23 protein-coding genes are annotated in these 25,613 nt (G+C 69.5%); 4 read left to right on the forward strand and 19 right to left on the reverse strand.

Going from position 1 to position 25,613, the window contains the following annotated elements:
• Positions 1–23: 23 nt before the first annotated feature.
• The 6 genes from lepB to ACRWNM_RS19680 form a co-directional block, all read right to left on the reverse strand.
• Entirely contained in the window at positions 24–797 is a 774-nt protein-coding gene (lepB, locus tag ACRWNM_RS19655; RefSeq protein WP_431969481.1) for a signal peptidase I, read from the reverse strand.
• A gap of 83 nt (positions 798–880) precedes the next feature.
• Positions 881–1,222 (reverse strand): 50S ribosomal protein L19, encoded by a 342-nt coding sequence (gene rplS / locus ACRWNM_RS19660; RefSeq protein ID WP_357400359.1) that lies wholly within the window; start codon positions 1,220–1,222, stop codon positions 881–883.
• Positions 1,223–1,475: 253 nt separating this feature from the next.
• Positions 1,476–2,357, reverse strand: coding sequence for a hypothetical protein (locus tag ACRWNM_RS19665; protein ID WP_431969482.1), 882 nt, complete (start codon positions 2,355–2,357; stop codon positions 1,476–1,478).
• 34 nt (positions 2,358–2,391) lie between these two features.
• Complete coding sequence (locus ACRWNM_RS19670) at positions 2,392–4,818, reverse strand: Tex family protein (protein ID WP_431969483.1); 2,427 nt, start codon at positions 4,816–4,818, stop codon at positions 2,392–2,394.
• Positions 4,819–5,094: 276 nt separating this feature from the next.
• A complete protein-coding gene (locus tag ACRWNM_RS19675) occupies positions 5,095–6,729 on the reverse strand; it encodes an AMP-binding protein (RefSeq protein ID WP_431969484.1) in 1,635 nt (544 codons plus the stop codon).
• Complete coding sequence (locus ACRWNM_RS19680; RefSeq protein WP_431969485.1) at positions 6,726–8,369, reverse strand: AMP-binding protein; 1,644 nt, start codon at positions 8,367–8,369, stop codon at positions 6,726–6,728. Before ACRWNM_RS19680 ends, ACRWNM_RS19675 begins: the two co-directional genes overlap by 4 nt.
• Positions 8,370–8,465: 96 nt before the next feature.
• On the opposite strand from ACRWNM_RS19680, the gene ACRWNM_RS19685 reads away from it, so the two are divergent.
• Both ACRWNM_RS19685 and ACRWNM_RS19690 read left to right on the forward strand, forming a co-directional pair.
• The gene (locus ACRWNM_RS19685; protein ID WP_431969486.1) at positions 8,466–9,317 is read left to right on the forward strand and encodes a LuxR C-terminal-related transcriptional regulator; all 852 of its coding nucleotides are present in this window, start codon (positions 8,466–8,468) and stop codon (positions 9,315–9,317) included.
• 115 nt (positions 9,318–9,432) lie between these two features.
• Positions 9,433–9,801, forward strand: coding sequence for a VOC family protein (locus tag ACRWNM_RS19690; RefSeq protein WP_431969487.1), 369 nt, complete (start codon positions 9,433–9,435; stop codon positions 9,799–9,801).
• A 265-nt stretch (positions 9,802–10,066) separates the two neighbouring features.
• Here the strand turns inward: ACRWNM_RS19690 and trmD are convergent, their stop codons facing one another.
• From trmD to ftsY, 12 genes are all read right to left on the reverse strand, one after another.
• Complete coding sequence (gene trmD / locus ACRWNM_RS19695) at positions 10,067–10,750, reverse strand: tRNA (guanosine(37)-N1)-methyltransferase TrmD (protein ID WP_431969488.1); 684 nt, start codon at positions 10,748–10,750, stop codon at positions 10,067–10,069.
• A 61-nt stretch (positions 10,751–10,811) separates the two neighbouring features.
• Positions 10,812–11,336 carry a ribosome maturation factor RimM gene (rimM, locus tag ACRWNM_RS19700; RefSeq protein ID WP_431969489.1) on the reverse strand — a complete coding sequence of 175 codons (525 nt, stop codon included), beginning with the start codon at positions 11,334–11,336 and terminating at the stop codon, positions 10,812–10,814.
• Entirely contained in the window at positions 11,337–11,579 is a 243-nt protein-coding gene (locus ACRWNM_RS19705; RefSeq protein ID WP_067782143.1) for an RNA-binding protein, read from the reverse strand.
• Between the two features lie 82 nt (positions 11,580–11,661).
• Positions 11,662–12,093: a 30S ribosomal protein S16 gene (gene rpsP, locus ACRWNM_RS19710; RefSeq protein ID WP_431969490.1), complete on the reverse strand. Its 432-nt coding sequence runs from the start codon at positions 12,091–12,093 to the stop codon at positions 11,662–11,664.
• Positions 12,094–12,307: 214 nt separating this feature from the next.
• Complete coding sequence (locus ACRWNM_RS19715) at positions 12,308–12,862, reverse strand: dihydrofolate reductase family protein (protein WP_431969491.1); 555 nt, start codon at positions 12,860–12,862, stop codon at positions 12,308–12,310.
• 95 nt (positions 12,863–12,957) lie between these two features.
• Complete coding sequence (locus ACRWNM_RS19720) at positions 12,958–14,052, reverse strand: amidohydrolase family protein (protein ID WP_431969492.1); 1,095 nt, start codon at positions 14,050–14,052, stop codon at positions 12,958–12,960.
• A 73-nt stretch (positions 14,053–14,125) separates the two neighbouring features.
• Positions 14,126–15,694 (reverse strand): signal recognition particle protein, encoded by a 1,569-nt coding sequence (gene ffh, locus ACRWNM_RS19725; protein ID WP_431969493.1) that lies wholly within the window; start codon positions 15,692–15,694, stop codon positions 14,126–14,128.
• Positions 15,695–15,796: 102 nt separating this feature from the next.
• Entirely contained in the window at positions 15,797–16,114 is a 318-nt protein-coding gene (locus ACRWNM_RS19730) for a hypothetical protein (RefSeq protein ID WP_245668712.1), read from the reverse strand.
• A gap of 129 nt (positions 16,115–16,243) precedes the next feature.
• Positions 16,244–18,697 (reverse strand): [protein-PII] uridylyltransferase, encoded by a 2,454-nt coding sequence (locus ACRWNM_RS19735; protein ID WP_431969494.1) that lies wholly within the window; start codon positions 18,695–18,697, stop codon positions 16,244–16,246.
• Between the two features lie 156 nt (positions 18,698–18,853).
• Positions 18,854–19,192, reverse strand: coding sequence for a P-II family nitrogen regulator (locus ACRWNM_RS19740; protein WP_040868325.1), 339 nt, complete (start codon positions 19,190–19,192; stop codon positions 18,854–18,856).
• A gap of 4 nt (positions 19,193–19,196) precedes the next feature.
• Positions 19,197–20,495, reverse strand: a complete 1,299-nt coding sequence (locus tag ACRWNM_RS19745) for an ammonium transporter (protein WP_431969546.1) — start codon at positions 20,493–20,495, stop codon at positions 19,197–19,199.
• A 457-nt stretch (positions 20,496–20,952) separates the two neighbouring features.
• Positions 20,953–22,521, reverse strand: a complete 1,569-nt coding sequence (gene ftsY / locus ACRWNM_RS19750) for a signal recognition particle-docking protein FtsY (protein ID WP_431969495.1) — start codon at positions 22,519–22,521, stop codon at positions 20,953–20,955.
• Positions 22,522–22,851: 330 nt separating this feature from the next.
• Between ftsY and ACRWNM_RS19755 the strand changes: the two genes are divergently transcribed.
• Positions 22,852–23,241 carry a DUF2237 family protein gene (locus ACRWNM_RS19755; protein WP_019048221.1) on the forward strand — a complete coding sequence of 130 codons (390 nt, stop codon included), beginning with the start codon at positions 22,852–22,854 and terminating at the stop codon, positions 23,239–23,241.
• A 297-nt stretch (positions 23,242–23,538) separates the two neighbouring features.
• Here the strand turns inward: ACRWNM_RS19755 and ACRWNM_RS19760 are convergent, their stop codons facing one another.
• Positions 23,539–24,324 (reverse strand): TetR/AcrR family transcriptional regulator, encoded by a 786-nt coding sequence (locus ACRWNM_RS19760; RefSeq protein WP_431969496.1) that lies wholly within the window; start codon positions 24,322–24,324, stop codon positions 23,539–23,541.
• A gap of 115 nt (positions 24,325–24,439) precedes the next feature.
• Here ACRWNM_RS19760 and ACRWNM_RS19765 point away from each other — a divergent pair, with 115 nt between their 5' ends.
• Positions 24,440–25,357: an NmrA family NAD(P)-binding protein gene (locus ACRWNM_RS19765; protein ID WP_431969497.1), complete on the forward strand. Its 918-nt coding sequence runs from the start codon at positions 24,440–24,442 to the stop codon at positions 25,355–25,357.
• The last annotated feature ends 256 nt before the right edge of the window (positions 25,358–25,613 follow it).

Here is a 25,613-nt window from a genome sequence, read left to right on the forward strand (position 1 = left end):
CAATTATCCTGCGGCCGCGCGCCTCAGTTCGTCTGAGGGTCCTGAGAACGGATGAGACCCATCCGGTTCGGCGGCCAGATCTTCATGACGGCCTTGCCGCGCACGTTGTCGATGGGGACGGTGCCTTGCAGTTCGTCGCCGACGTGGGCGCGGGAGTCCGCGGACTGGTTGCGGTTGTCGCCCATCACCCACAGGTGCCCCTCCGGAACCTTCACCGGACCGAACACGCGGCCCGCGGGATACGTGGCGTTCTGCTGGCCGGGCAGCCAGCGGTAGTCGTTCTCGACGTACGGCTCGTCCAGTGGTTTGCCGTCCACCATGACCCTGCCCTGCGCGTCGCAGCACTGCACGGTCTGGCCGCCGACCGCGATGACCCGCTTGACCAGATCGTTCTCGTCGGGCGGCACGAGCCCGAAGAAGGAGAAGAAGTTCTGCACCCCGCGCACCACCGCGTTGTCCGAGCGGATCGACTGGTAGCGGGTGTTCCAGGAGGACGGTCCGACGAAGACCACCACATCACCGGGTTGCGGGTCGCTGCCGTAGTAGCTGACCTTCTGCACGTAGATGCGATCGCCGATCTGGAGGGTCTCCTCCATCGACTGGGAGGGGATCACGTACGGCCGCCCGACGAAGCTGACCATCAGTGCGGCGATGACGGCCGCGATCACGATGAGGACCGGAAGCTCCTGCCAGAACGGACGCTGCTTCTTCGCCTTCTTCGCCTGCCGCCTGCCGCGGCGTCCCGCCCCCTCGTCGCCCGATCCGGACACCGACACCGACCCACTTTCGTCTGCCACGCGGAACAGACTAGCCCGGCACCATGACTCGCGTCCGGTGCCGGGCCAGTGAAGATCATTTGTGCCGGGTCACGGCGAAGCGCTCAGCGCTTCTCCTTGATCTTGGCCGCCTTACCGCGCAGGTCGCGCAGGTAGTACAGCTTCGCCCGGCGGACGTCACCGCGGGTCAAGACGTCGATGTGGTCGATGTTGGGGCTGTGCACCGGGAAGGTGCGCTCCACGCCGACACCGAACGACACCTTGCGGACGGTGAAGGTCTCACGGATGCCACCGCCCTGGCGACGGATCACGACGCCCTTGAAGACCTGGATGCGCTCCTTCGAGCCTTCGATGACCTTCACGTGCACATTGAGGGTGTCGCCCGGACGGAAGTCGGGGACGTCGCTGCGCAGCGACTTTTCGTCGACGAAGTCAAGGGTGTTCATTTCCATCCTTCTGGAGTTCGCGCGAACAGAGGACCCTGGCGGCACGGACGTGCTCGACCGGTTCATGCTCCGAATTAAGGGATGCTCCCGGGGTCGACATGCACCCAGGGCAACCTGTGCATTGTGCCAGACCAGAGGGCCTCGCCGAAAATCGGGCCCGCAGGATCGGGTCGCTGTCCGGCCGACCGAACGAGACCTGCGGGCACAAACGGCCGCCCGGCCGGTGAGCCCCGCTATCGAGCACCAACGCCGATCAAAAGTGCTCCTCGGCGTGCTCGGCCGCCCACGGCAGGTGGTGGTGGTGCTCCCGATACGGCGCAGGGGGCGCCGCCATCACGGTCCTGGCCAGCTCAGCCTCCGTCGCGGTGCGGACATGCTCGACACTCGGCTTGCCCGCGACCAGGTCCTGCACGAAGATCTTGGCCCGGATGACCGGCCTGCGATATCGGCGTTCCCGCACGATCGCCCGGGACATCAGCCGCCGCCGTTCGGCATAGCGCCACCGCGCCCACGGCGCGCTCGGCCTGCTCAGCCGCAGCGCGCCGACCATGAGCAGGGGCGGGAAGAACATACCGAACAGGCCGGTCCAGATCTTGCCCTTGGCGATGACGATCGCGGCGAGCATCAGATTCACGATGGCGAACACGGTCACCACGATCCGCGCGCCGGTGCCGACGGAAGCGCGGAAGTCGTTGATCTCCAGCAGCGACAACGGATGGAAGCCGAGCAACAGCAGCCCGGTCACCGCCAGCGCGACGAACACCGCGTCCACCGAGGTGCGGCCCTGCTCCTCCCAGTACACATCGCGCAGGTAGTAGATCAGCGCGAACTCGTCCAGCACCAGGGCGGCGCCGACGCCGAACGCCGCCGACAGCGCGGCTCCGGCGGCATTGCTCCCGTCTTCGAAGACGGCGACCAAGCCGAGCCCGGACCCGAGCACCAGGATCACGCCGAACACCATGTGGTGGACGTGCACCGACCCGGCGCGCAGATTGCCCGGCCACCAGCGCACCTTGGCCCTGATCATCCGGACGCTGACCCGGATGAACAGGAACCCGATGATGAAGCCGAAGAGGAAGAACAGCAGGGGTAGGCGGCCCTGCGCGATCACGTCTTCTTCGAGCCACCGTCGCATGGCCGCCTACATCCCTCCGCCCCCGCGCTGAGGTCTACTGGCCGAAACCGGCCCGGCGCAGCGCGTCGGCCATGGAACCGCTCGGCGCGGGGGCATTGCGCCGCTGATTACCCTGACCGCGGCCTTGCTGCTGCCGTCCTCGACCATTCTGCCGCTGCTTGCCGTCTTCGCCCTGCCGCCCGCCGCCCTGGCCGCGATTTCCGCCGCGCTCGGTCTTCGCGGGCGCGCCCGGCTCGTCGTCCAGGCGCAGCGAGAGCCCGATCCGCTGACGGGCGACGTCGACCTCGAGCACCTTCACCTTCACCACGTCACCGGACTTCACGACTTCGCGCGGATCCTTGACGAAGGTGTGCGACATGGCCGAGACGTGCACCAGACCGTCCTGGTGCACGCCCACGTCGACGAACGCGCCGAACGCCGCGACATTGGTCACCACGCCTTCGAGCACCATGCCCGGCTTCAGGTCGGCGACCTTCTCGACGCCCGCGGCGAACTCGGCGGTCTTGAACTCGGGGCGCGGGTCGCGACCCGGCTTCTCGAGTTCGCTGATGATGTCGGTGACGGTCGGGACGCCGAACGTCTCGTCGGTGAACTCCGCGGCCCGCAACGCGCGCAGCACCGCGGTGTTGCCGATCAGCTCGGCCACCCCGCGCCCGGTGGATTCCAGGATGCGCCGGACCACCGGATAGGCCTCGGGGTGCACCGCGGAGGTATCCAGCGGATCCTCGCCACCGCGGATGCGCAGGAAGCCCGCGCACTGTTCGAACGCCTTCGGACCGAGCCGGGGCACGTCGCGCAGCGCGGTGCGGCTGCGGAACGGACCGTGCTGGTCCCGGTGCGCCACAATGCTTTCCGCCACCGAGGACGCGATGCCCGAGACCCGGGAGAGCAGCGGCACCGAAGCGGTGTTGACGTCGACGCCGACCGCGTTCACCGCGTCCTCGACCACCGCACCGAGCGAACGGGCGAGCAGCGTCTCGGAGACGTCGTGCTGGTACTGCCCGACGCCGATGGACTTCGGGTCGATCTTCACCAGTTCCGCGAGAGGATCCTGGAGGCGGCGCGCGATCGACACCGCGCCGCGCAGCGACACGTCCATGTCCGGCAGTTCCTGGGAGGCGTAAGCGGAGGCCGAGTACACCGAGGCGCCCGCCTCCGAGACCACGATCTTGGTCGGCTTGTTCGCCCCGTTCTCCGACGTTGCGGCGATGCGTGAAATCAGCTCGGCGGCCAGAGCGTCGGTTTCGCGCGACGCGGTGCCGTTGCCGATCGCGATGAGCTCGACGCCGAATCGCGCGACCAGCGCGCCGAGCACCGCGAGAGACTTCTCCGTCTGCCCCTGCGGCTTGTGCGGGTAGATCACCTCGGTGGCGACGACCTTGCCGGTGGCGTCCACGACCGCGACCTTCACGCCGGTGCGGTAGCCCGGGTCCAAGCCCATCGTGGTCCGCGTGCCCGCGGGCGCGGCCAGCAGTAGATCGCGCAGGTTGGCGGCGAACACGTCGACCGCGTCCTTCTCCGCGGCCTGGCGCAGCCGCATCCGGATGTCGATGCCGAGGCTGACCTGAAGCTTGGTGCGCCACGCCCAGCGCACCGTGTCCAGCAACCAGGAATCGGCGGGGCGGCCACGGTCGGCGATGCCGAAACGCACCGCGATCCGGCCTTCGTAGACGGTGCGCTCCCCCGGCTCCGGCTCGTCTGTGTCCGGCTCCAGGTGCAGGCTGAGCACGTCCTCCTTTTCGCCGCGCAACAGCGCGAGCACGCGGTGCGAGGGCAGCTTGTGGAAGGGCTCGTCGAACTCGAAGTAGTCGGCGAACTTCGCGCCGGCCTCCTCCTTGCCGGGGCGCACCTTCGAAGTGATCTGGCCGCGATTCCACATCAGCTCGCGCAACTCGCCCACCAGATCCGCGTCCTCGGCGAACCGCTCGACCAGGATCGCGCGGGCGCCGTCGAGCTGCTCGGCGGCGTACTGGGCTGGGTCGGTGGACGGATCGCCGATCAGCGCGTCGGCCACCGGCTCGTGACCCGCCTCGCGCGCGATCTGTGCCTTGGTGCGCCGCTTCGGCTTGTACGGCAGATAGATGTCCTCCAGGCGGGCCTTGGTCTCGGCCAGCATCAGCTGCCCGAGCAGCGCGTCGTCGAGTTTGCCCTGGCCACGGATGGATTCGATGATCGCGCCCCGACGGTCGTCGAGTTCGCGCAGGTAGGACAGCCGCTCGTCGAGCTGGCGCAACTGGGCGTCGTCCAGCCCGTCGGTCGCTTCCTTGCGGTACCGCGCGATGAACGGCACGGTCGACCCCGCGTCGAGCAGCTCGACCGCGGCGCGGACCTGACTCTCGCGCACCCCGAGTTCGTCGGCGAGCCGCCTGCCCACGCTGGCCGGGGCGGCGCCGGTCGGTGCGGCGGCGGTCGTGTCGGTGCTGTTCGAATCTGGACTGGCGATCTCGGGCGCTGTCGTCACGACCCGCAACACTAGCTGGCAGGCCCGCCTCTCCGCGTCTCAGGCCGGTCGTAAGTGCCTCGGGAGTTTCGTACCGGACCGGAGGTCGGGGACGGGGGCGAGTTTTGGGCGTACCCGGTGAGTTACCCGGCCCGTGCGAGATCAGTTGTCGCCTTGGGGATGCCCAGAACAGTTGTCACCTCGGCGGACTCCGCGGTCAAGGGCTCGGGCGAGTTCTCGGCGTGCCCGAGCCCTTGTTCTCGCGAGATCAGTTGCTGTCGTGGCAGGCCTCGTGGGTCAGCCGAGGAGCTCCTTTGCCATTTCCCGCATTTCGGCCTTGCGGATCTTGCCTGTCACCGTCATGGGGAATTCGTCGACGAGGTGGACGTAGCGGGGGATCTTGAAGTGGGCGAGTTTGCCGGTGCAGAAGGCACGCAGGGCTGCGGCGTCGAGGGGAGTTGCGCCCTCGCGCATGCGAATCCAGGCCATCAGTTCCTCGCCGTACTTCTCGTCGGGGACGCCGATCACCTGCGCGTCCAGGATGTCGGGGTGGGTGTAGAGGAACTCCTCGATCTCGCGGGGATAGATGTTCTCGCCGCCGCGAATGATCATGTCCTTGATTCGTCCCGTCACGGCGATGTAGCCGTCGGCATCCATGACGCCGAGGTCGCCGGTATGCATCCAGCGAGCCGCGTCGATGGCTTCGGCGGTCTTCTCCGGCTGGTCCCAGTAGCCGAGCATCACCGAGTAGCCGCGGGTGCACAGCTCGCCGGGCTCACCGCGCGGAACGGTCAGCCCCGTTGCTGGGTCGACGATCTTGACCTCGAGGTGCGGGCCGACGCGGCCGACCGTCGCGGTCCTGCGGTCCATGTCGTCGTCGCGACGGGTCTGGGTGGACACCGGTGACGTCTCCGTCATGCCGTAACAGATGCACACCTCGTGCATGCCGAGCCGGTCGATGACCCGCTTCATCACCTCGACCGGGCACGGCGAACCCGCCATGATGCCGGTGCGCAGGCTGGACAGATCCGGTGTCGCTCCGGCCTTTTCGAGCGTGGCGTCCAGTTCGGCCAGCACGGCGATGAACATCGTCGGCACGCCGTACAGGGAGGTGCACAGCTCCCGCTCGACAGCGGCGAGGGTGGCGGCCGGCTCGAACGACAGCGCCGGAATCACCACCGCCGCACCGTGACTGGTGGCGGCCAGATTGCCCATCACCATGCCGAAGCAATGATAGAACGGAACTGGCACGCAGATCCGGTCCCGCTCGGTATACCCGCACAGCTCACCGACGAAATATCCGTTGTTCAGGATGTTGTGGTGGCTGAGCGTGGCGCCCTTCGGGAAACCCGTTGTGCCCGAGGTGTACTGGATGTTGATCGGATCGTCGGCCGAGAGCGTCGGCGCGATGGCGTCGAGCCGCTCACCGTCGACCGCCGCGCCCGCCACCGCGGCCCACGCCGAGTCGCCGATGATCAAAACCTGCTCGAGGTAGGGGCATTCGGGCCGCACCTCCTCGATCATCTCGACATAGTTCGAGGTCTTGAACTCCGGCGCGGCGATCAGCACCCGAACCCCGGCCTGGCGCAACACATACCCGAGCTCGCTGGTGCGGTAGGCCGGATTGATGTTGACCAGGATCGCTCCCAGCTTGGCGGTGGCGTACTGCACGAGGAACCACTCCGCGCAGTTCGGCGCCCAGATGCCGACGCGCTCGCCCTTGCCGAGACCCCCGGCGGCGAGCCCGGACGCGAGCGCGTCGACGGCCGCGACCAGCTCGCGATAGGTCCAGCGGCGCCCGGTCGGCAAGTCCACCAACGCTTCCCGGTCCGGATGCGCCGCCGCCGTCCGATCCAGATCGGCGCCGATGGTATCGCCGAGCAGCGGCACGTCCGAGGTGCCCGAGGCATAGCTCGGCAGCGCGGGGGTCATCGCGCACCTCCCTGCTGCCGCAGCACGAAACGCTGCACCTTGCCGCTGGGCGTCTTGGGCAAGCTCGTCACGAAATGCACCCGGCGTGGATAGGCGTGCGCGGCGAACTTCTCCTTGACCAATTGTTGTAGCTCGGCGGCCAACTCTTCGCTGCCCGCGGATTCGTTGCGCAACACCACGAATGCTTCGAGCACCTCGCCGCGCAGCTCGTCCGGCAGACCCACCACCGCGGCCTCCGCCACCTGATCGTGCAGCACGAGCACGCTCTCCACCTCGAACGGGCCGATGCGGTAGCCCGCCATGATGATCACGTCGTCGTCGCGGGCGGAGAAGTGGAAGAAGCCGTCCGCGTCACGGGATCCGGCGTCACCGGTGAGGTACCAGCGACCGTCTGCGGTGTAGCGCTGCGCGGTGCGCTCGGGGGCGTCGAGATAGCCGAGGAACCACAGCAGCGGGCTGTGTTCGGTGTCGATCGCGACCCGTCCCAGTTCGCCCGGCGCGGCCTCGCGGTCGGCGTCGTCGGCGAGCACGGCGCAGGTCCAGCCGGGCAGCTGCCTGCCCATCGACCCGAGCGGGGCTGCGGCGCTGAGCTCGTCGTGCCACGCGTTGCAGACGACCATGCCGTGCTCGGTCTGCCCGTAGTGGTCGCGGACGGCGACACCGAGGTTCTCGGTAGACCACGCGACGACCTCGGGGGTGAGCGGTTCACCCGCGGAGGAGGCGCGGCGCAGCGCGAAATCCGGTGGCGGCGAGGTGTCGTCGGCGCGTAGAGCCCGGTACACGGTGGGCGCGGCGGCGAAATTGGTGACCCCGAACCGCTCCAGCACTTGCCAGGTGAGCGGTGCGGAGAATCCGGCGTGCAGCAGCAGGCTGCGGGTTCCGGAGGCGAGCGGGCTCAGGATCGCGTAGTACAGCCCGTAGGCCCAGCCGGGATCGGCGGCGTTCCAGTAGACGTCGTCGGGGCGGACGTCCAGCGCGAACTCCTGATACGCGTGGAAGGAGGCCAGCGCGCGCACCGGGATCGGCACGCCCTTCGGTGTCCCGGTGGTGCCGCTGGTGAACAGCTGGACCAGCAGTCCGTCGCCGCCGACCGAGACCGCCGCCCCGCGCGGGTCGTCGGCGGCGTACGCGTCGAGCAGGTCGGCGAAGCGCAGCGTGTCCGGACCGACCTCCGCCGGCGCGCCCGCGACGATCAGCCGCCACGGCGCGTCGGCCGGAATGTCGTCGCCGGGAGCGAGCTTCGCGGCCTGATCGGCGTCCGCGACGACGAGCACGGCCCGGCTGGCCGCCAGCCGGAAGGCGATGGCGGGCGGCGCGAACGCGGTGAACAGCGGCACGTGCACCGCGCCGCGGCGCCAGATGCCGAGCAGCGCCACGATCAGATCCGCGGACTTGCCCATCAGGGTGGCGACGCGATCGCCCCGGCCGACGCCGAGACCGGCCAGCGCCGCGGCGAACCGCGCCGAACGCTCTCGCAGTTCGCCGTAGGTGAGGTCGGTGGCGCGCAGATCCGCCTCGACCACCGTGAACGCGACCCGTTCGGCGGGATGCCGGTCGCACAGTAGTTCCGCCGCACACGCCTCCGGTCCGTCGTAACTCTCCAGTAGTTCGCGTACCCGCGATTCCAGGTCCGTGCTCATCTCGCCTCTCCTCATCGGTGATCCACGCCACCCTCGTGTCCAATAGGATGTGGGTCACATCACGTTCGTCACTACCCCCGAAAAGGGGTGAGTCGTTTGACCACCACTTCGCTGCTACGCCCCCGTGACGCGGACGCGCTGCGCGCCGAGATTCGCTGGGTGGCGCACCGGGCGGGCGTCCCTGTCGTATTCGGTGGCGAGGTGCACGAGGATGCGTTGCTGCTCACCGAGTTCGTCGGCACGATGACCAACGGTCTGCGCGGGCTGACCGTGCTCCGCAGATCCGGCCTCGGCGGCCAGGTGATGGACATGCGCAGGCCCGCGTCGGTGGCGGACTACCGCAACGCCGCCTCCATCACCCACCACTACGACGCTCCGGTCTCGGGCGAGGGCATCCGCGCGGTGCTCGCGGTGCCGGTGGTGGTGGACGACCGCTCGCGCGCGGTGCTCTACGCCGCGACCCGCGGGGCCAGCCCGCTCGGCGATCGCGCCGCCGACCTGATGGTGCAGGCGGGTAAGCGGCTGGCCACCGAGATCGCGATCCGCGACGAGGTGGATCGGCGGCTGCGCCTGCTGGAGGCGTCGGCCACCACGCCCGACACCGCACCCGCGGTCGCGGAGGAGCTACGCGACATCGGCGCCGAGTTGCGCGGCCTGGCCCGCACGGCAGGCGACGAACGAATGCGGGCGCGGCTGCACGGAATCTGCGACCGCCTCGGCCGGGTCCTCACCGGCGAACCCGTCCCCGATGCACCGCGCCTGTCCCGCCGGGAACTGGACGTGCTCGCCGAGATCGCGCTCGGCTGCACCAATCAGGAGGCAGCGCAGCGCCTTTCGCTCGGCGCGGAAACGGTGAAGAGCTACCTGCGCAACGCCATGACCAAACTGGACGCGCACACCCGCCACGAAGCCGTGGTAACGGCGCGGCGGCTCGGCCTGCTCCCCTGATCACCGTGCATTTCGGGTCGGCCGGACGAATTCGCCCGGCCGCCAACGGAATGCGGAGCGCCGCGATGACCTCCCGCGTCGGCGCGGGAATGTGGTCGGCCCTACACTCCCTTGCGTGACAGAGCCTTTCCGTATCGCGGGATTGTCCCTGGACTGCGCCGACCCCGATGCGCTCGCGCGGTTCTACCTCGATCTGCTCGGCGGGCACATGCTGTGGAACAAAGACCGCAGCGCGGCGATCCGCATTCCGTCCGGTCTAGCGGTCATCGCGCAGCGGATCGCCGACTACGAGCCGCCGGTGTGGCCCGGCAGCGCGATCGTGCACCTGGACCTGTCGGCCGACGACGACCTCGATGCGTGCGAGCAGCGTGCCATAGCCCTGGGCGCCGTGCCCGCGCCGACTCAGCCCGGCGACCGGTGGAGGGTGTTGCTCGACCCGGCGGGTCACCCGTTCTGCATCACGACGGCGCAGTTGCCCGACTAGCCCGTTATCGACCCACGAAAATTACTCTGCCGGAATGCTATTCGGCACTCGCCGCAGCATGCCCTGGAGAGGTTCGCAGGGACGATCGCGGCAACGGCGCCGACCCTCGCGTGATCGCCGCCCGATGCCGCCGTCCGATGTCACGCGCGCGATGCGAGCCGACGACGTTCGGCGGCAACGGCGCACGCGGTCGCCGCATGGGGTCGTCCGCCGGGTTCCGCGGTGCGAAGACACGCGGCGGACGAAAGACCCTGTGGGCGTTGTCTCAATCCGGCGGCAGCAGGTCCGGTCGGCGTTCACGGGTGCGAGCGACGGACTGTTCGCGGCGCCAGGCGGCGACCTTCGCGTGGTCGCCGGAGAGCAGGATCGGTGGCACGTCCAGACCGCGCCAGCTGACGGGGCGGGTGTAGGAGGGTCCTTCGAGCAGCCCGTCGGAGAACGAATCCTCTTGGTGGGACTGCTGATTGCCCAGCACGCCGGGCAGCAGCCGCACCACGGCCTCGGTCATGACCAGCACCGCAGCCTCACCGCCGATGAGGACGTAGTCGCCGATGCTCACCTCTTCGACGCGCACCCGGCGCGCGGCGTCGTCGAAGACGCGCTGGTCGATGCCCTCGTAGCGGCCGCAGGCGAACACCAGATGCCGCTCGGCGGCCCAGCGCTGCGCGGTGGCCTGGGTGAACGGCACGCCCGCGGGCGTGGGCACCACGAGCAGCGCGTCGGCGGGACACACCTCGTCCAGCGCGTCGCCCCACACGGTCGGCTTCATGACCATGCCGGGGCCGCCGCCGTACGGCGAATCGTCGACCGACTTGTGCACGTCGTGGGTCCAGCGCCGCAGGTCGTGCACGTCGACGGAGATCAGTCCCTTGTCGATGGCCTTGCCGAGCAGCGCCGTCCGCAGCGGTTCCAGATACTCCGGAAAGATCGTGATGACGTCGAGCCTCATCCCAGCCCCTTCGTTCCACCGAGTTGTCCGCGCCCGGTCGCGACAGCGCGTGGTGTGCCCATCACTCGGGATCGAGCAGGCCCTCGGGCGGATCGATGACCACCAGCCGGTCGGCAATCGACACCGTGGGCACGATCGCGGTGACGAACGGGATCAGGATCTCCCGCCCGTCGTCGGCGGCGCGCACCGAAAGCAGTTCTCCCGCGGCCGAATGCAGCACCTCGGTGACCGTTCCGACGACGGCGCCGTCGGTGAGCTGGACGGTGAGGCCCTCCAGCTCGTGGTCGTAGAACTCGTCCGGATCGTCCGAGGGCGGCAGATCTTCGCTGTCCACCAGGAACAGCGTCCCGCGCAGCGCGTCGGCGGCGGTGCGGTCGGCGATCCCGGCGAGAAACACGAGGAGCCGGCCCGAGTGCTCGCGGGCCGACTCCACGGTGAAGTCGCGAACCTCCGTCGAGCGCGGCAGGCGGCCACGCAAGGTGGCGCCCACCGCGAAACGCTCTTCGGGTTCGTCGGTGCGGATCTCGACGACGAGTTCGCCGCGCACGCCGTGCGACTTGGCGACCCGCCCTACGACGAGTTCCATCTACTGATCGGTGTCGACCACGTCGACCCGGATGCCACGGCCGCCGATGCCTGCGACGAGGGTGCGCAGCGCAGTCGCGGTGCGTCCGCCACGGCCGATCACCTTGCCCAGGTCCTCGGGGTGGACGTGCACCTCGACGGTGCGCCCGCGGCGGCCGGTGATCAGCTCGACGCGGACGTCATCGGGATTGGCGACGATGCCGCGCACCAGGTGCTCGACGGCATCAGCCACGACCGCGCTCACGACTCCACCTCGCTAGCGCTCGGCTCCGTCGCGAGCGCGGTGCGCGCTGTGTCGATGGTTCGCTCGCTGCGCTCGCTCACGATTACTCGGCAGCCTCGGTGGCGGCTTCGGCCTCGGCCTCGTCCTTCTTGGCCTTCTTCTTCGGGGTGACGGCCTCGGCGACCGGCTCGTTCTCGGCGGCGGCGAGCGCGGCGTTGAACAGGTCCAGCTTGGACGGCTTGGCCGGCTTCACCTTCAGCGTGCCTTCGGTGCCCGGCAGGCCCTTGAACTTCTGCCAGTCACCGGTGATCTCCAGGAGGCGCTGCACCGGCTCGGTCGGCTGCGCGCCGACACCCAGCCAGTACTGCACGCGCTCAGAGTCGATCTCGATCAGCGACGGCTCTTCCTTCGGGTGGTACTTGCCGATGGACTCGATGGCCCGGCCGTCACGACGGGTGCGGGCGTCCGCGACGACGACGCGGTACTGCGGGTTGCGGATCTTGCCCATGCGGGTGAGCTTGATGCGAACAGCCATGCTGATCTGCCTCTTTCAGATAGTTGGTCACGGCGCAATTCAGCGACTCGCACGGTCTGCGAGCCCGGTTTTGCGCTTGAAGTGTGTGACCGCCGCGCGGTACGTAACCGGAGACGGGCTGACACTGTCCGGAAGGACGGTGGTCCATTCTGCCAGACCGGGCCGCCCCGCCCGAAATCGCCTCTCGACCTCGGTGACGCGACCGTACCGCTGATCAGGCGGGGCGATAGCGCAGCAGCACCACACCGGAACGGAACGGCTTGCTCTCGACCAGTCGCAGTGCCGGAATCTTCGCGCCCTCGGCGAAGAGCCGGGCGCCGCGGCCGAGCACCACGGGATAGACGAACAACCGGTACTCGTCGACGAGACCGGCGTCGATCAGCTGGTGCACCAGGTCGATGCTTCCGGTGCTGACGATGTCCTTCCCCGGCCGTTCCTTGAGCGCGCGCACCTCGTCGAGGCCGCGCAGCACGGTCGAGTTCTGCCATCCCGGGTCGCCCATCGAGCGCGACACCACGTATTTCGCCATCGTGTTCAGGTCGTCGGTGATGCCGGTCCGATCGTCGGTCTGCTCCGGCCAGTACCCGCGCATGTCCTCGAAGGTGACACGCCCGAACAGCACCGCATCGCAAGCCGCGGTGTGGGTCATCAGCTCGGCCAGGATGTCGGATCGATCGTCCACCGCATCGTTGCCGACCGTGAACCACCCCTCCGTCGCATCGATCACCCCATCCACCGTGATGTTCTCCGTCACCACCAGATCCCGCATCCGCCGACCTCCCTAGTGCGAAAAGCCCTTCTCGACTACCGACGACGCCCCGGCCTCCGATTCATCGGCCAGCGCGCGAATCGGCTGGATCGTGGTCAGCGGTGGCCGGTGACGGGGCCCGCGGAGCGGTGGACGCGGCCGCGCAGGACGACGTATTCGGGGGTGCCGAGGGTCGCGGGTTCGGTGCGCGGGTCGTCGCGGTAGACGACGAAGTCGGCGGGGGCGCCGTGCTCGATGCCCGGGCGGTCGAGCCAGGTGCGCGCGTTCCACGAGGCGGCGCCGAGCGCGTCGTGCGAGGACAGGCCCGCGCCGGTGAGGGCGATGATCTCGTCGGCGATGCGGCCGTGCCGGATGGAACCGCCCGCGTCGGTGCCCGTGTAGAGGGGCACGCCCGCGTCGTACGCGTCGGCGACGGTGCGGCGCACGCGGCGGTGCAGGTCGCGCATGTGGGCGGCGTAGACAGGGAATTTGCCCGCACCGTCGGCGATGGACGGGAAGGTGTCGATGTTGATCAGGGTCGGGACCAGCGCGGTGCCGTGTTCGACCATCATCTCGATGGTCTCGTCGGTGAGCCCGGTGCCGTGCTCGAGGCAATCGATGCCCGCGTCGATCAGGCCGGGCAGAGCGTCCTCGCCGAACACGTGCGCGGTGACCCTGGCGCCGTTGGCGTGCGCGGCGTCGATGGCCTCCTTCAGGACGGCGTCGCTCCACAGCGGACGCAGGTCGCCGACGGAGCGGTCGATCCAATCGCCGACGATCTTCACCCAGCCGTCCCCGAGCCGCGCCTGCTCGGCCACGATCTCCGGAAGGTCGCGCTCGTCGTCGAGTTCGATGCCGAGCTCGCGGATGTAGCGCTTGGGCCGCGCGATGTGCCTGCCCGCCCGGATGATCTTCGGCAGCTCGTCGTGCTCGTCGACGAAGCGGGTATCGATCGGCGACCCGGCGTCGCGGAGCAGCAGCGCACCGGCGTCGCGTTCGGTCACCGCCTGGGCGATCGCGCCTTCGCGGTCCTCGTGGCCACCGCCGTAGCGGATACCGACATGGCAGTGCGCGTCCACCAGGCCGGGCACGATCCACCCTGTGTCACACAGGGTTTCGGCGCCGGACACCGGCTCGAAGGACACCAGCCCGTCGTGCACCCAGAGATCGCGCACCTCGTCGTCCGGCAGAACCACCCCGCGTAGATGCACAGCGACCTCCTGGACCTGCTCGGCTGGTCTCCCAACCTACCTTCGAGCCGTCGCCCGTCGAGAGCGCGTACGCCTACTTCTTGGGGAACTTGAGCTTGGACAGGTCGAAACCGTCGAGGCCAGGCGGCAATTCGTTGAGCCCGGCGGGCATGTTCGACAGGTCGGGCATGCCCGCGGGCATTCCCGGCATCCCCGGCATGGGCATGCCGGGCAGACCGCCGCGCACCTTCGGCGGGGTCGGGCCGCGTCCGCCCTTCTTGCCTTTCTTGCCCTTCTTGCTGCCGCCGCGCCGCGCGCCGGGCAGGCCCATCTGGCGGCCCATCATGGCCATCATCTTCTTGGCCTCGAAGAAGCGGTCGACGAGCTGGTTGACCTCGGAGACCGCGACGCCGGAGCCGTTGGCGATGCGCAGTCGGCGGGAGGCGTTGATGATCTTCGGGTTGTCCCGCTCGGCCGGGGTCATGCCGCGGATGATGGCCTGCACCCGGTCCAGCTGCTTGTCGTCGACCTGGGCGAGCACGTCTTTCATCTGGCCCGCGCCGGGCAGCATGCCGAGCAGGTTGCCGATCGGGCCCATCTTGCGGATCGCCAGCATCTGCTCGAGGAAGTCCTCGAGGGTGAGCTCGCCGCTGCCGATCTTGCGCGCGGCCTCCTCGGCCTGCTGCGCGTCGTAGACCTGCTCGGCCTGCTCGATCAGGGTGAGCACGTCGCCCATGCCGAGGATGCGGCTGGCCATGCGGTCGGGGTGGAAGACGTCGAAGTCCTCCAGCTTCTCGCCGCTGGAGGCGAACATGATCGGCTCGCCGGTGACGTTGCGGACCGAAAGGGCCGCGCCACCACGCGCGTCGCCGTCGAGCTTGGTGAGCACGACGCCGGTGAACCCGACGCCGTCGCGGAACGCCTCGGCCGTGTTGACGGCGTCCTGACCGATCATGGCGTCGAGCACGAACAGCGTCTCGTCCGGCTGCACCGCGTCGCGGATGCCCGCGGCCTGGCGCATCAGCTCCTGATCGATGCCGAGGCGACCGGCGGTGTCGACGATGACCACGTCGTACTGCTTGACGCGCGCCTCCTCGACACCGGCGCGCGCGACCTCGATCGGGTCGGCGGCGGAGATGCCGAGCGGGTTGTCGCCACCGCCGACGGAGGTGCCGGGATGCGGGGCGAACACCGGCGCGCCCGCGCGCTCGCCGACCACCTGCAGCTGGGTGACGGCGCCGGGGCGCTGTAGGTCACAGGCCACCAGCAGCGGCTGATGTCCTTGTCCCTTCAGCCATTTCGCGAGCTTGCCCGCCAGCGTGGTCTTACCGGAGCCCTGCAGACCGGCGAGCATGATCACCGTCGGCGGGTTCTTGGCCAGGTTCAGCCGCCTGGTCTCGCCGCCGAGGATGCCGATCAGTTCCTCGTTGACGATCTTGACGACCTGCTGGGCCGGATTCAGCGCCCCGGAGACCTCGGCGCCCTTGGCGCGCTCCTTGATCTTGGCGATGAAACCGCGCACCACGGGCAGCGCGACGTCGGCCTCGAGCAGCGCCAAGCGGATCTCACGGCACGTGGCGTCGATGTCGGCCGGTGACAGACGCCCCTTACCACGCAGATCCTTGAGGGCACCGGTAAGCCGGTCGGACAGGGATTCGAACACCGATCGCGCTCCTGATCTCGAGTGACGTCAACTTCCTCCCAGCGTAATGGGATCGCCTGCGTGTTCGCGCAGGCGGTGCGTCCTTCGAGCGGAGCGCGGTATTTATTCGAGTGCGCGACGGCGTGGTTTGGAAGTCTTGCGGTAGTCGTGGTTCTCCAGCCGGACCATGTACGCGGCCTCCCGGCCGGTCAGTCCGAGCTCGAGCGCCAGATCGTCGAGCATCGCCCAGTCCGCGCCCTCCGGCGCGTCGGGCGTGGTGGAAACCGTGGAGGCGATGGTCATCGCGGTCACGGCCTGCCGTCCGGTCAAGGTCCGGCCGGGCAACCAGGAAACGACCCATCGATCTCCGCCGACACACCGCGCCATGTGCGTGGTCTCGTCGCTCGTCATCATCGAAGCCGAAACAACCTCAATTGCCACCGACCTGCTCCCCTCGTGCTCGCGATAGCCAGACGCTCTGATAGTAGGGTGCGTCACGGCGCACGGAGCGAAGATCCAGCAAATCGCGTGCAACGCCGTCGTCCGCGCCGAGGCACGGCCCGTCGCGGCTCAGGAAACGTTGTCGGGAAGCGCCGGGTCCGGCGTCTTCGGCGCGGGTCGCGGCACCACGTCCAGCACCGCCTTCTCGATGGCGTCGCGGCGCTGCGGCGCGTCTTCGCCACCCAGCTCGAGGCAGAACGAGTCGACCACGGCCGAACCCATGGTGACCACCTTCGCCCAGCGCACGTTCGCTCCGCAGCCCGCGAACGCCGCGGCCAACCGGCTCAGCAGCCCCACGCGATCCTCGGCGCGCAGCTCCAGGATCACCTGGCCCGGCGTCGAGGTCGACGACCAGATCATCCGCGGCTGGGCCTGGGCGTACGGGCTCGGGCCCACTCCGCTCGCCTCGCGTTCGCGCTTGGCGAGCAGCGCGGGCAGATCGAGGTCCCCGGCGATGGCCCTGATCAGTTCCTGGCGCAGCAAACCCGCGTCCGGCGGGTCGCCGAACTTGGGCGAGACCACGAAGGTGTTGACGGCCGACGCGCCCTCGCCGCCGAGCGAGGCGGAGAGCACCCGCAGCGAATGCAGCGCGAGCACGCCCGCGGCGTCGGAGAGCAAACCGGGCGTGTCCGGCGCGATCACCGTCACCACATAGGTGTACTTGCCCTCGCCTGGCTTCAGGTCGACGTGAACGCCGCCCGCCGCCGCCTTGGCCAGCAACTCCGGCGCGATGGGCTCGGGGGTCGGCAGTTCGAAGCCCGCCATGACCGTGCGGCAGCGCCGCACCAGATCGCCGATGAGCGAGGCCTTCCAGTCGCCCCAGACGCCGGGGCCGGTGGCCAGCGAGTCGGCCTCGGCCAGCGTGTGCAGCAGTTCCAGCAGCTGCACGTCGCCGTCGAGCGCGTCGACGACGAGCTGCACCGTGTCCGGGTCCGCGAGGTCGCGGCGGGTCGCGGTCTCCGGGAGCAGCAGGTGGTGGCGGACCACGGCGCTGAGCGTGCGCACGTCGGAGGGCCACAGCCCGAGCCTGCGGCCGATGTGGGTGGCCAGCTCGGCGCCGACCACGCTGTGATCGCCGGCGCGGCCCTTGCCGATGTCGTGCAGCAGCGCGCCGAGCAGGAGCAGGTCGGGGCGGGCCACCCGCGTGCTGAGCGCGCTCGCGTACGCGACGCTCTCCATCAGATGACGGTCGACGGTCCAGGTGTGCAAGGCGTCGCGCGGCGGCAGATCACGCACCGCGCCCCATTCCGGCAGCAGCCTGCCCCACAGCCCGGTGCGATCCAGCGCCTCGATCGCGTCGATGGTGCCGCGCCCGGCGCCGAGCAACACGAGCAGATCGTTGAGCGCGTCCTTCGGCCACGGCTCGCGCAGCTCGGGCGCGTCCTCGGAGAGGCGGTTCAGCGTAGTGGCCGACATCGGCAGCCCGGTCTGCGCCGATGCGGCGGCAACCCGCAGGATGAGCCCCGGATCGCGTTGCGGCCGCGCGTCTCTGGCCAGCACCACCTCGCCCGCGTGTTCGACCACCCCCTCATCGAGTGGTCGTCGCACGGGCATGCGGCGCAGTCGAGCGAGGCCGCGGCGCGGCAGCGCGTTGGCGGCCGTGCGCAGTCCGACGTCGACGGAGTAGCTGACCGTCCGCGCCGAATCGCTCAGCGTGCGAGCGAGATCGAACCGATCGCCGATGCGCAGGGCGGCGCCGATCTCGTCGGCGTCCTGCGCGCGCAGCTGATCGCGGGATCGTCCCGCGACACGGTGCAGCTCGGTGCGAACGTCGAGCAAACGACGCTGCGCTTGTTTCACGCCGCCGCCGGGCACATCAGGACCCAGCCCCGGCATGGCGTCGGTCAGCTGGGCGACGGCCAGCGCGTCCAGCAGTTGGATGTCGCGCAGCCCGCCGCGGCCGTTCTTCAGATCGGGCTCGGCGCGGTGCGCGATCTCGCCGCTGCGCTGCCAGCGGGCCTGTGCCTGGGCGATCAGCTCGTCGAAGCGGTTGCGGATTCCGGTGCGCCACTCGCGGCGCACCCCGCCGATCAGCAGGTTGCTCAACTCCACGTCGCCGACGATGTGCCGGGCCTCGAGCATGCCGAGGGCCGCGATCAGATCGTCGTTGGCGACCCGCAGCGCTTGGGGGACGGTCCGCACGCTGTGGTCGAGTTTGATGTGGGCGTCCCAGAGCGGATACCAGAGCTGGTCGGCGACCTCGGCCACCCTGGCCGGATCGACGTCGTCGTGCAACAACACCAGATCCAGATCCGAGTAGGGCAGCATCTCCCTGCGCCCGAGCCCGCCGACCGCCACCACCGCGAGACCGCTGTCGGCGGTGATACCCAGCTCGGCGCCCTTGCTGGTGAGCCACAGTTCGAAGAGGTCGACCAGCGCCGACCGGAGGGACTCGGCGTCCAATCGCGGATTGCGCGGCATGCCGCCGTCGAGCAGCTGATCTCGCGCGGCGACCAGATCGGCCGCCCCGTTGGAGACCCGTTCGCCGTTGTCCTGCTTGCCGTTTCCGCTACTGCTGCCCACAACCCACCGCCCAATTCAATGCGTGCGGCCCCGCCCCTACCGGTCTCCGGTGGGAGCGGGGCCGCCGCTCGTTGTCCCGTATCGCATGCGCGCCGCTCACGGGCCCTTCGTGGTCACGCTGCGCTACCGCCTCCGGGCCCGATGCTCACGCCGCGGTTACAGCGCGTCGGTACCGCGTTCGCCGGTCCGCACGCGGATGATCGACTCCACCGGAGTGACCCAGACCTTGCCGTCACCGATCTTGCCGGTGCGCGAGGCCTCGACGATCACCTCGACGACCTTGTCGACCGACGCGTCGTCCACGACGACCTCGACGCGCACCTTCGGCACGAAGTCCACCGAGTACTCGGCGCCGCGGTAGACCTCGGTGTGGCCCTTCTGCCGCCCGTAACCCTGCACCTCGCTGACGGTCATGCCGAGCACGCCAGCCTGCTCGAGCCCGGACTTGACGTCCTCGAGCGTGAACGGTTTGACGATTGCGGTGATCAGTTTCATGTCGTCATGCCTCCTTGACGAGCGAGCGTGCCGTGCCACCCACAGCAGCGAAATCGTATGCGGTTTCCGCGTGCTCGGACTCGTCCAGGCCCACCGACTCGCCCTCGTCCGTCGCGCGCAGACCGATCGTGAACTTCACGATGTAAGCGATCACCGCCGTCGCGACCAGGGAGTACGCAAGCACGGTGAACGCACCGACAGCCTGCAGCTTCAACTGCTCGATCCCACCACCGTAGAACAAGCCTTCGACCGCCGCCGGAGCTTCGGGCGCGGCGACCAGGCCCACCATCAGGGTGCCGACGAGACCGCCGACCAGGTGCACGCCGACCACGTCGAGCGAGTCGTCGAAGCCGAACTTGAACTTCAGGCCGACCGCGAGGGCGCACAGCGCACCCGCGACCACGCCGATGGCCAGCGCGCCGACGACGTTCACCGAGGAACAGGCCGGGGTGATGGCCACCAGACCGGCGACGATGCCCGAGGCCGCACCCAGCGAGGTGGGGTGGCCGTCGCGGATCTTCTCCACCAGGAGCCAGGCCAGCATGGCGGCGGCGGTGGCGATGGTGGTGGTCAGGAAGGTCGCGCCCGCGATGCCGTTGGAGCCGACCGCCGAACCGGCGTTGAAGCCGTACCAGCCGAACCACAGCAGACCGGCGCCGAGCATGACGAACGGCAGGTTGTGCGGGCGGAACGGCGTGCCCGGCCAGCCCTTGCGCTTGCCGAGCACGATCGCGAGCACCAGACCGGCGGCGCCGGCGTTGATGTGGACCGCGGTACCACCGGCGAAGTCGATGGCCTTCAGGTTGTTGGCGATCCAGCCGCCCTCTTCACCGGTGTAGCCATCGAAGGCAAAGACCCAGTGCGCGACCGGGAAGTACACGACGGTGACCCAGATACCGGCGAACGCCAGCCAGGAGCCGAACTTCAAGCGGTCGGCGACCGCGCCCGAGATGAGTGCAACGGTGATGATCGCGAACATGAGCTGGAACGCGACGAACACCGACAGCGGAATGGTTCCGTTCAGGGGAACCGCGGCCGGGGCCGCCGGGTCGGTGGAGGCAAGGTAGCTACCGCCGAAAACGCTCTTCAGGCCGAAATACTGTCCCGGGTCACCGATGAGGTTCGCTTTGTCCTCACCGAAGGTCATGGAGAAGCCGTACAGCGACCACAGGATCGTTACCAGTCCCATGGCGCTGATGCTCATCATGATCATGTTCAGCACGTTCTTGCTGCGGACCATGCCGCCGTAGAAGAACGCGAGTCCGGGTGTCATCAGAAGCACGAGTGCTGAACTCGCCAGCATCCATGCGGTGTCACCGGCGTCCGGCGCGCCGATTACGGGAAATGCCACCTTAATGTCCTCCTCATCTCGGGCCCAGCCGCCTTCGGCAAATGGACCTGCACAGAAGGGTCGCCATTCGGTGTTTCATCCGTTGAGCTGTCGTGTTGCGCCTGCGTGAACGGATAGCGCCGTTGTGTTGCTACCACGTTTCGTGGTGTACACCACACGTTTCCCGCCTGGTGTGAGGTTTGTGTCGGCGCACCGCGGCGACCGGTTACCTGCGAGTAGGACACCGCAAACTTTCCGTTCACCGACCTGCGCGGCGGAACTCTCGAGATCGGTGGCGGAATGCTCGAGAGAAAGGGCGTGAAAGCGGCCTGAAAGCGGACTCGGACCTCGATCGTCCGCTATCGATGCGCAAATGTCGGACGGCCGAGCGGTGTCCGCTCGGCCGTCCGACGTGATGCCGAAACCGGGCTCAGCCGAGGAGCGCGTCCACGAAGGCGCCGGGCTCGAACGGCGCCAGATCGTCCGCGCCTTCGCCGAGACCGACCAGTTTCACCGGCACGCCGAGCTCGTGCTGCACCTGGAAGACGATGCCGCCCTTGGCGGTCCCGTCCAGCTTGGTCAGCACCACGCCGCTGATGTCGACGACCTCGGCGAACACCCGCGCCTGCATCAGGCCGTTCTGCCCGACGGTGGCGTCCAGCACCAGCAGGACCTCGTCGACCTCGGCCTTCTTCTCCACGACGCGCTTGACCTTGCCGAGCTCGTCCATCAGGCCGGTCTTGGTGTGCAGGCGGCCCGCGGTGTCGACGAGCACCACGTCGACACCGCGCTCGATGCCCGCGCTGACCGCGTCGAACGCGACCGCGGCCGGGTCGGCGCCCTCCTTGCCGCGCACCGTCTCCGCGCCGACCCGCTCGCCCCAGGTCTGCAACTGGTCGGCGGCCGCGGCACGGAAGGTGTCGGCCGCGCCGAGCAGCACCCGGCGGCCGTCGGCGACCAGGACCCTGGCCAGCTTGCCGGTGGTGGTGGTCTTCCCGGTGCCGTTGACGCCGACGACCAGCAAAATCGACGGATGGTCGGCGTGCGGCAGCGCGCGGATGGAACGGTCCAGCTCGGGACGCAGCGCCTCGACCAGCACGTCGCGCAGCACGGCGCGGGCCTGGTCGGTGGTGCGCACGCTGCGCGCGGCCATCTCCTCGCGCAGGCGGCCGACCACGGCGCTGGTGCTCGCGGTGCCGAGATCGGCGAGGACGAGGGTGTCCTCGATCTCTTCCCAGGAGTCCTCGTCCAGGTCGCCGCCGCCGAGCAGTCCGAGCAAGCTCTTGCCGACCGCGTTCTGCGAACGGGATAGTCGGCCGCGCAGACGGACCAGGCGGCCCGCGGTGGGCTCGATCTCCTCGAGTGCGGGAGCGGTCTCGGCGGCGGCCGCGGTGTCGGGCACGACCGGGGCCGGTCCGACGGTCGTCTCGGGCTCGGCGACCGCCGTGTCGGACGGTGCGGGCGGCTCGACCGAAGTCGCCGGCTCGTCGACGGGGAGCTGGTCGGCCGGGGCCTGGTCGGTCGCTTGCGTATCGGCGAGGGTCTCCGGATCGGCGGGAGCCTGCGATTCCGGAGCGGCCTGCGTCGCGGCGGACGTGCCGTCCTGCGCCGATTCGACCGGCTCGGCCGTCGGTCCCTCGGGTTCCGCGAGGACGTCGGCGTCCGGCAGCGCCACATTGGTGATGCCGCGCCGCGGGGCGTCGCGCGGGACGGCCGCGTCGTCACCGACGTGCGGTTGCCCCTCGGTGTCGGTCCGTTCCAGGTTCGGTTGCGGGCTCGGTTCCGGGCGTGTCGCGGTCGCCGCGCCGCCCTGACTGAAGTTGAACCCGCCCGCCGCCGTGTAGCCGCCCGACCGATCGGTCAGCTCCTTCTCCGGCGCCGACGCCGTGATCGAGACGCGGCGGCGCCTGTGCAGCACGAATCCGCCGACGAACGCCACCAGTAGCAGGGCGGCGATCGCGGCTATCAGAATCCAGACTTCGGAACTCACGCCGACCATCCTTGCAGAACGTCGCATCGCCGCTGATAGGCGCGGTCCGCCGACCGCGCCCACGCCGGGCTCGCGCCGACGCGCCATGTGAGTCCGATCACCGGCGCGACCATCCCATTACACGCGCGGCCCGAGATGGTCCCGCCACGGTCCGCACACGGCGGGAGCGAAGGCGGCGGCACGCGACCGGCGCGGTCGCACCCGGTCCTCCGGACACCCGCACCCGGCCGGAGCAGCGGCGCAACCGCGCCTTATCACGCCACGCGCGAGACCGAGACACAGCCCCCGAGATTTCTTGTCCTGCGGAACTTCTCGCGAACTGACAATAGGATCGGCGACGTGACCGATCGAAACGTGCTTGGGGGGCCGCTGGAAGAGTGCGGCACCGATCCTCTGACCGGTTTCTACCGGGACGGCTGCTGCAGCACCGGGCCGGAGGATCTGGGCAGCCATACCGTGTGCACCGTCGTCACGGCCGAGTTCCTCGAACATCAGGCGTCCATCGGCAACGACCTCAGTACGCCGCGCCCGGAGAACAACTTCCCCGGCCTGCAGCCGGGTGACCGGTGGTGCGTGGTGGCGGTGCGCTGGCTGCACGCCCACGAGGACGGCGTCGCCGCACCCGTGGTGCTCGCGGCCACCCACGAGAACGCCCTGGAAGTGATCTCGATGGACATCCTGCGCAAGTACGCCGTCGACGTCCCCGACGATGTGAGCGATCTGCTGTAGGCCTGCCCGGGGCTATCCCGGTCCTTCCTCGCACCACGCGTCCGATCGCGGCTACCCGTTCCTGATCGATCGGCGGTGAACGGCAACCGCAGCCACCGTCGGCCCGAATGTCTCTCGCGGCCGGGCTGTTTCCGCGCCGAGCCCCGCCTGGTGGGCGCTCGGCAATCCGCGCCGGTATCGCGCCACCGCGTCGATCACGATGCCGGGTGACGCCACCGACATCCTGTGCTTCGACCGCCATCGGTCGTCGCGGACTTCGGCATCGCACGATTCGCGCGGTGCGATGTCGCGGCCAGTTCAGCCCATGGCGCGGGCGGCGGCACGGGAACGGTGCGCCTTCTGACGGCAAGCCGCCGAGCAGTAGCGACGGGGACGACCGGTCCCGGGTGCGGCCAGTGCCGAGCCGCAGACCGGGCAGCGCGAACCCCCGGCAGTTTCGTTATGAGCCTCTGTTTCGTCACGCGAATCCGGGACAGCGCGGAGTTTCGTTACGCTCGTGCCGCCGGGGGTGGCGCGCAGCGCGTCGAGCAGGATCACCGCGGCGCGCGCGAGTTCACTCCCCGCGGGCCTGTTCCGTTGGATGGCAACGCATCCGGTGAAGACGTCGAGCACGTCGGCCAGCACGATGTCGGCGCGGACCGCGCCCTGCCGCTGCGCCGCGAGCAGCAGCGCCTCGAGCGCGCGGTGGAATCGCAGTCCCGCACCGCGCATCAGCGTGCGCGGCCACCCGTCGTCGGACTGCACCACCTCGCACAGCGCCTGGTTACGCGGCGTGGACAACACCACATCCACGCAGAACTCGAAGAACGCCGCGCCCGGATCCCGCGCACCCACCTGCGCGGCGGCGAGCCGGGCCAGCCGGTCCACCCGCTGCTGCATAACCGCTTCCAGCAGATCGGATTTCGTCGGGAAGTGCCGATAGACCGTGCCCGCGCCGACACCGGCTCGGCGCGCGACCTCGGCGAGGGACACCGCGAGTCCGCGCTCGGCGAAAGCCCGCTGCGCGGCGGCGAGCACGAGCGCGCGATTGCGCTGTGCGTCGGCCCGCGCCGCGAGGGTCGAGGGTGCCACGGGGACCGTCATTTCGTTACGCACCTTCCATATATGGCCTGGCCAACCGGGTGGGGCCACCCGTAACGTCCGAAAACGGGTCGACCGACCCGATTCTATCGAGACGATTCACCAGAAGAAGGCGAACATGTCCTCTCAGCACGACCCGATCCTCGTCACCGGCGGCACCGGAAAGCAGGGCGGCGTGACCGCCCGCAGGCTCCGGGCCGACGGCATCCCGGTGCGCGTCCTGGTGCGCGACCCCGACGCGCCCGCCGCGCGAGCGCTGGCAGCGGCAGGCGCCGAACTGGCGATCGGCGACTTCGACGCGCCCGACACCCTGCTCGCCGCGGCGACCGGAGCCCGCGGCGTATTCGCCGTTCCCCCAGCGACTTACCGCGTCGCGGGCTGGGACGGCGACCTGGAGGCCCGGCGTGGCATCGCGCTGATCGAGGCCGCGCGCACCGCGGGTGTCGACCACGTCGTCTTCACCGGCGTCGGCTCGCTGGGCGACGACATCGCGTGGGGCGCGCACGGCAAACAGCGCATCGAGGAGGCTTTGGTCGCCAGCGGCCTGCGCTACACCGTCCTGCGGCCGGTCCGTTTCATGGAGAACTACCTGCTCCAGGGTTCTCCGGTGGACGGCATCGCGCACGGCGTGCACCGCCATCTGTTCCCCGCCGACCGGCCGCTGCAGATGATCGCGGTCGACGATATCGCGGTCTTCGCCGCGCTGGCCTTCGCAGATCCGGACCGATTCCACGGCCAGATCCTCGAATTGGCAGGCGACGCGGTCACTCCCGTCGCCGCCGCGGCGGCGATCGCTCGCGCCACCGGACATCCGGTGCGGTACGAAGAGGTGAGCGAGGCCGAGGCGGAGGCGATCGGCCCCGAGATCGTCAACGTCTGGCGGGTGACGCGCGAGACCGGCGGTTGGCACGCCGACCTTCCCGCGCTGCGCGAACTCCACCCGGGGCTGTGGACCCTCGACACCTGGCTCGCATCCGGCGGGGCCGACCGGATCGGGGCGCTGCTCGACGCCCAGAAGGCCAGCGCCGCACGCTGATCCGCCGGGCTTCGGCGTCCGGTACGACCGGGATACTCGGACCATCACGCCACACGGGCGAACTCGGCACACGGGCGAACTCGGCACACGGGCGAACTCGGCACACGGGCGAACTCGGCACACGGGCGAACTCGGCACACGGGCGAACTCGGCACACGGGCGAACTCGGCACACGGGCGAACTCGGCGCCGCCTCGCCGATCATCGGCTAGGCGGCGCCACGGGAAAATTCGCACCTTCCCGCCCGCGAAGGCGCA

This window comes from Nocardia sp. bgisy134 (genome assembly GCF_965341865.1).
GTDB lineage: Bacteria > Actinomycetota > Actinomycetes > Mycobacteriales > Mycobacteriaceae > Nocardia.

Bases quoted from the DNA above. Each gene is read 5' to 3' on its own strand.
- ACRWNM_RS19740 (WP_040868325.1), bottom strand. From the start codon at position 19,192: ATGAAACTGATCACCGCAATCGTCAAACCGTTCACGCTCGAGGACGTC.
- ACRWNM_RS19715 (WP_431969491.1), bottom strand. From the start codon at position 12,862: ATGCGGGATCTGGTGGTGACGGAGAACATCACGGTGGATGGGGTGATC.
- ACRWNM_RS19765 (WP_431969497.1), top strand. From the start codon at position 24,440: ATGTCCTCTCAGCACGACCCGATCCTCGTCACCGGCGGCACCGGAAAG.
- ACRWNM_RS19680 (WP_431969485.1), bottom strand. From the start codon at position 8,369: ATGAGCACGGACCTGGAATCGCGGGTACGCGAACTACTGGAGAGTTAC.
- rimM (WP_431969489.1), bottom strand. From the start codon at position 11,336: ATGGAACTCGTCGTAGGGCGGGTCGCCAAGTCGCACGGCGTGCGCGGC.
- ACRWNM_RS19665 (WP_431969482.1), bottom strand. From the start codon at position 2,357: ATGCGACGGTGGCTCGAAGAAGACGTGATCGCGCAGGGCCGCCTACCC.
- ACRWNM_RS19760 (WP_431969496.1), bottom strand. From the start codon at position 24,324: ATGACGGTCCCCGTGGCACCCTCGACCCTCGCGGCGCGGGCCGACGCA.
- ftsY (WP_431969495.1), bottom strand. From the start codon at position 22,521: ATGGTCGGCGTGAGTTCCGAAGTCTGGATTCTGATAGCCGCGATCGCC.
- ACRWNM_RS19675 (WP_431969484.1), bottom strand. From the start codon at position 6,729: ATGACCCCCGCGCTGCCGAGCTATGCCTCGGGCACCTCGGACGTGCCG.
- ACRWNM_RS19745 (WP_431969546.1), bottom strand. From the start codon at position 20,495: ATGCTGGCGAGTTCAGCACTCGTGCTTCTGATGACACCCGGACTCGCG.
- rpsP (WP_431969490.1), bottom strand. From the start codon at position 12,093: ATGGCTGTTCGCATCAAGCTCACCCGCATGGGCAAGATCCGCAACCCG.
- rplS (WP_357400359.1), bottom strand. From the start codon at position 1,222: ATGAACACCCTTGACTTCGTCGACGAAAAGTCGCTGCGCAGCGACGTC.
- trmD (WP_431969488.1), bottom strand. From the start codon at position 10,750: ATGAGGCTCGACGTCATCACGATCTTTCCGGAGTATCTGGAACCGCTG.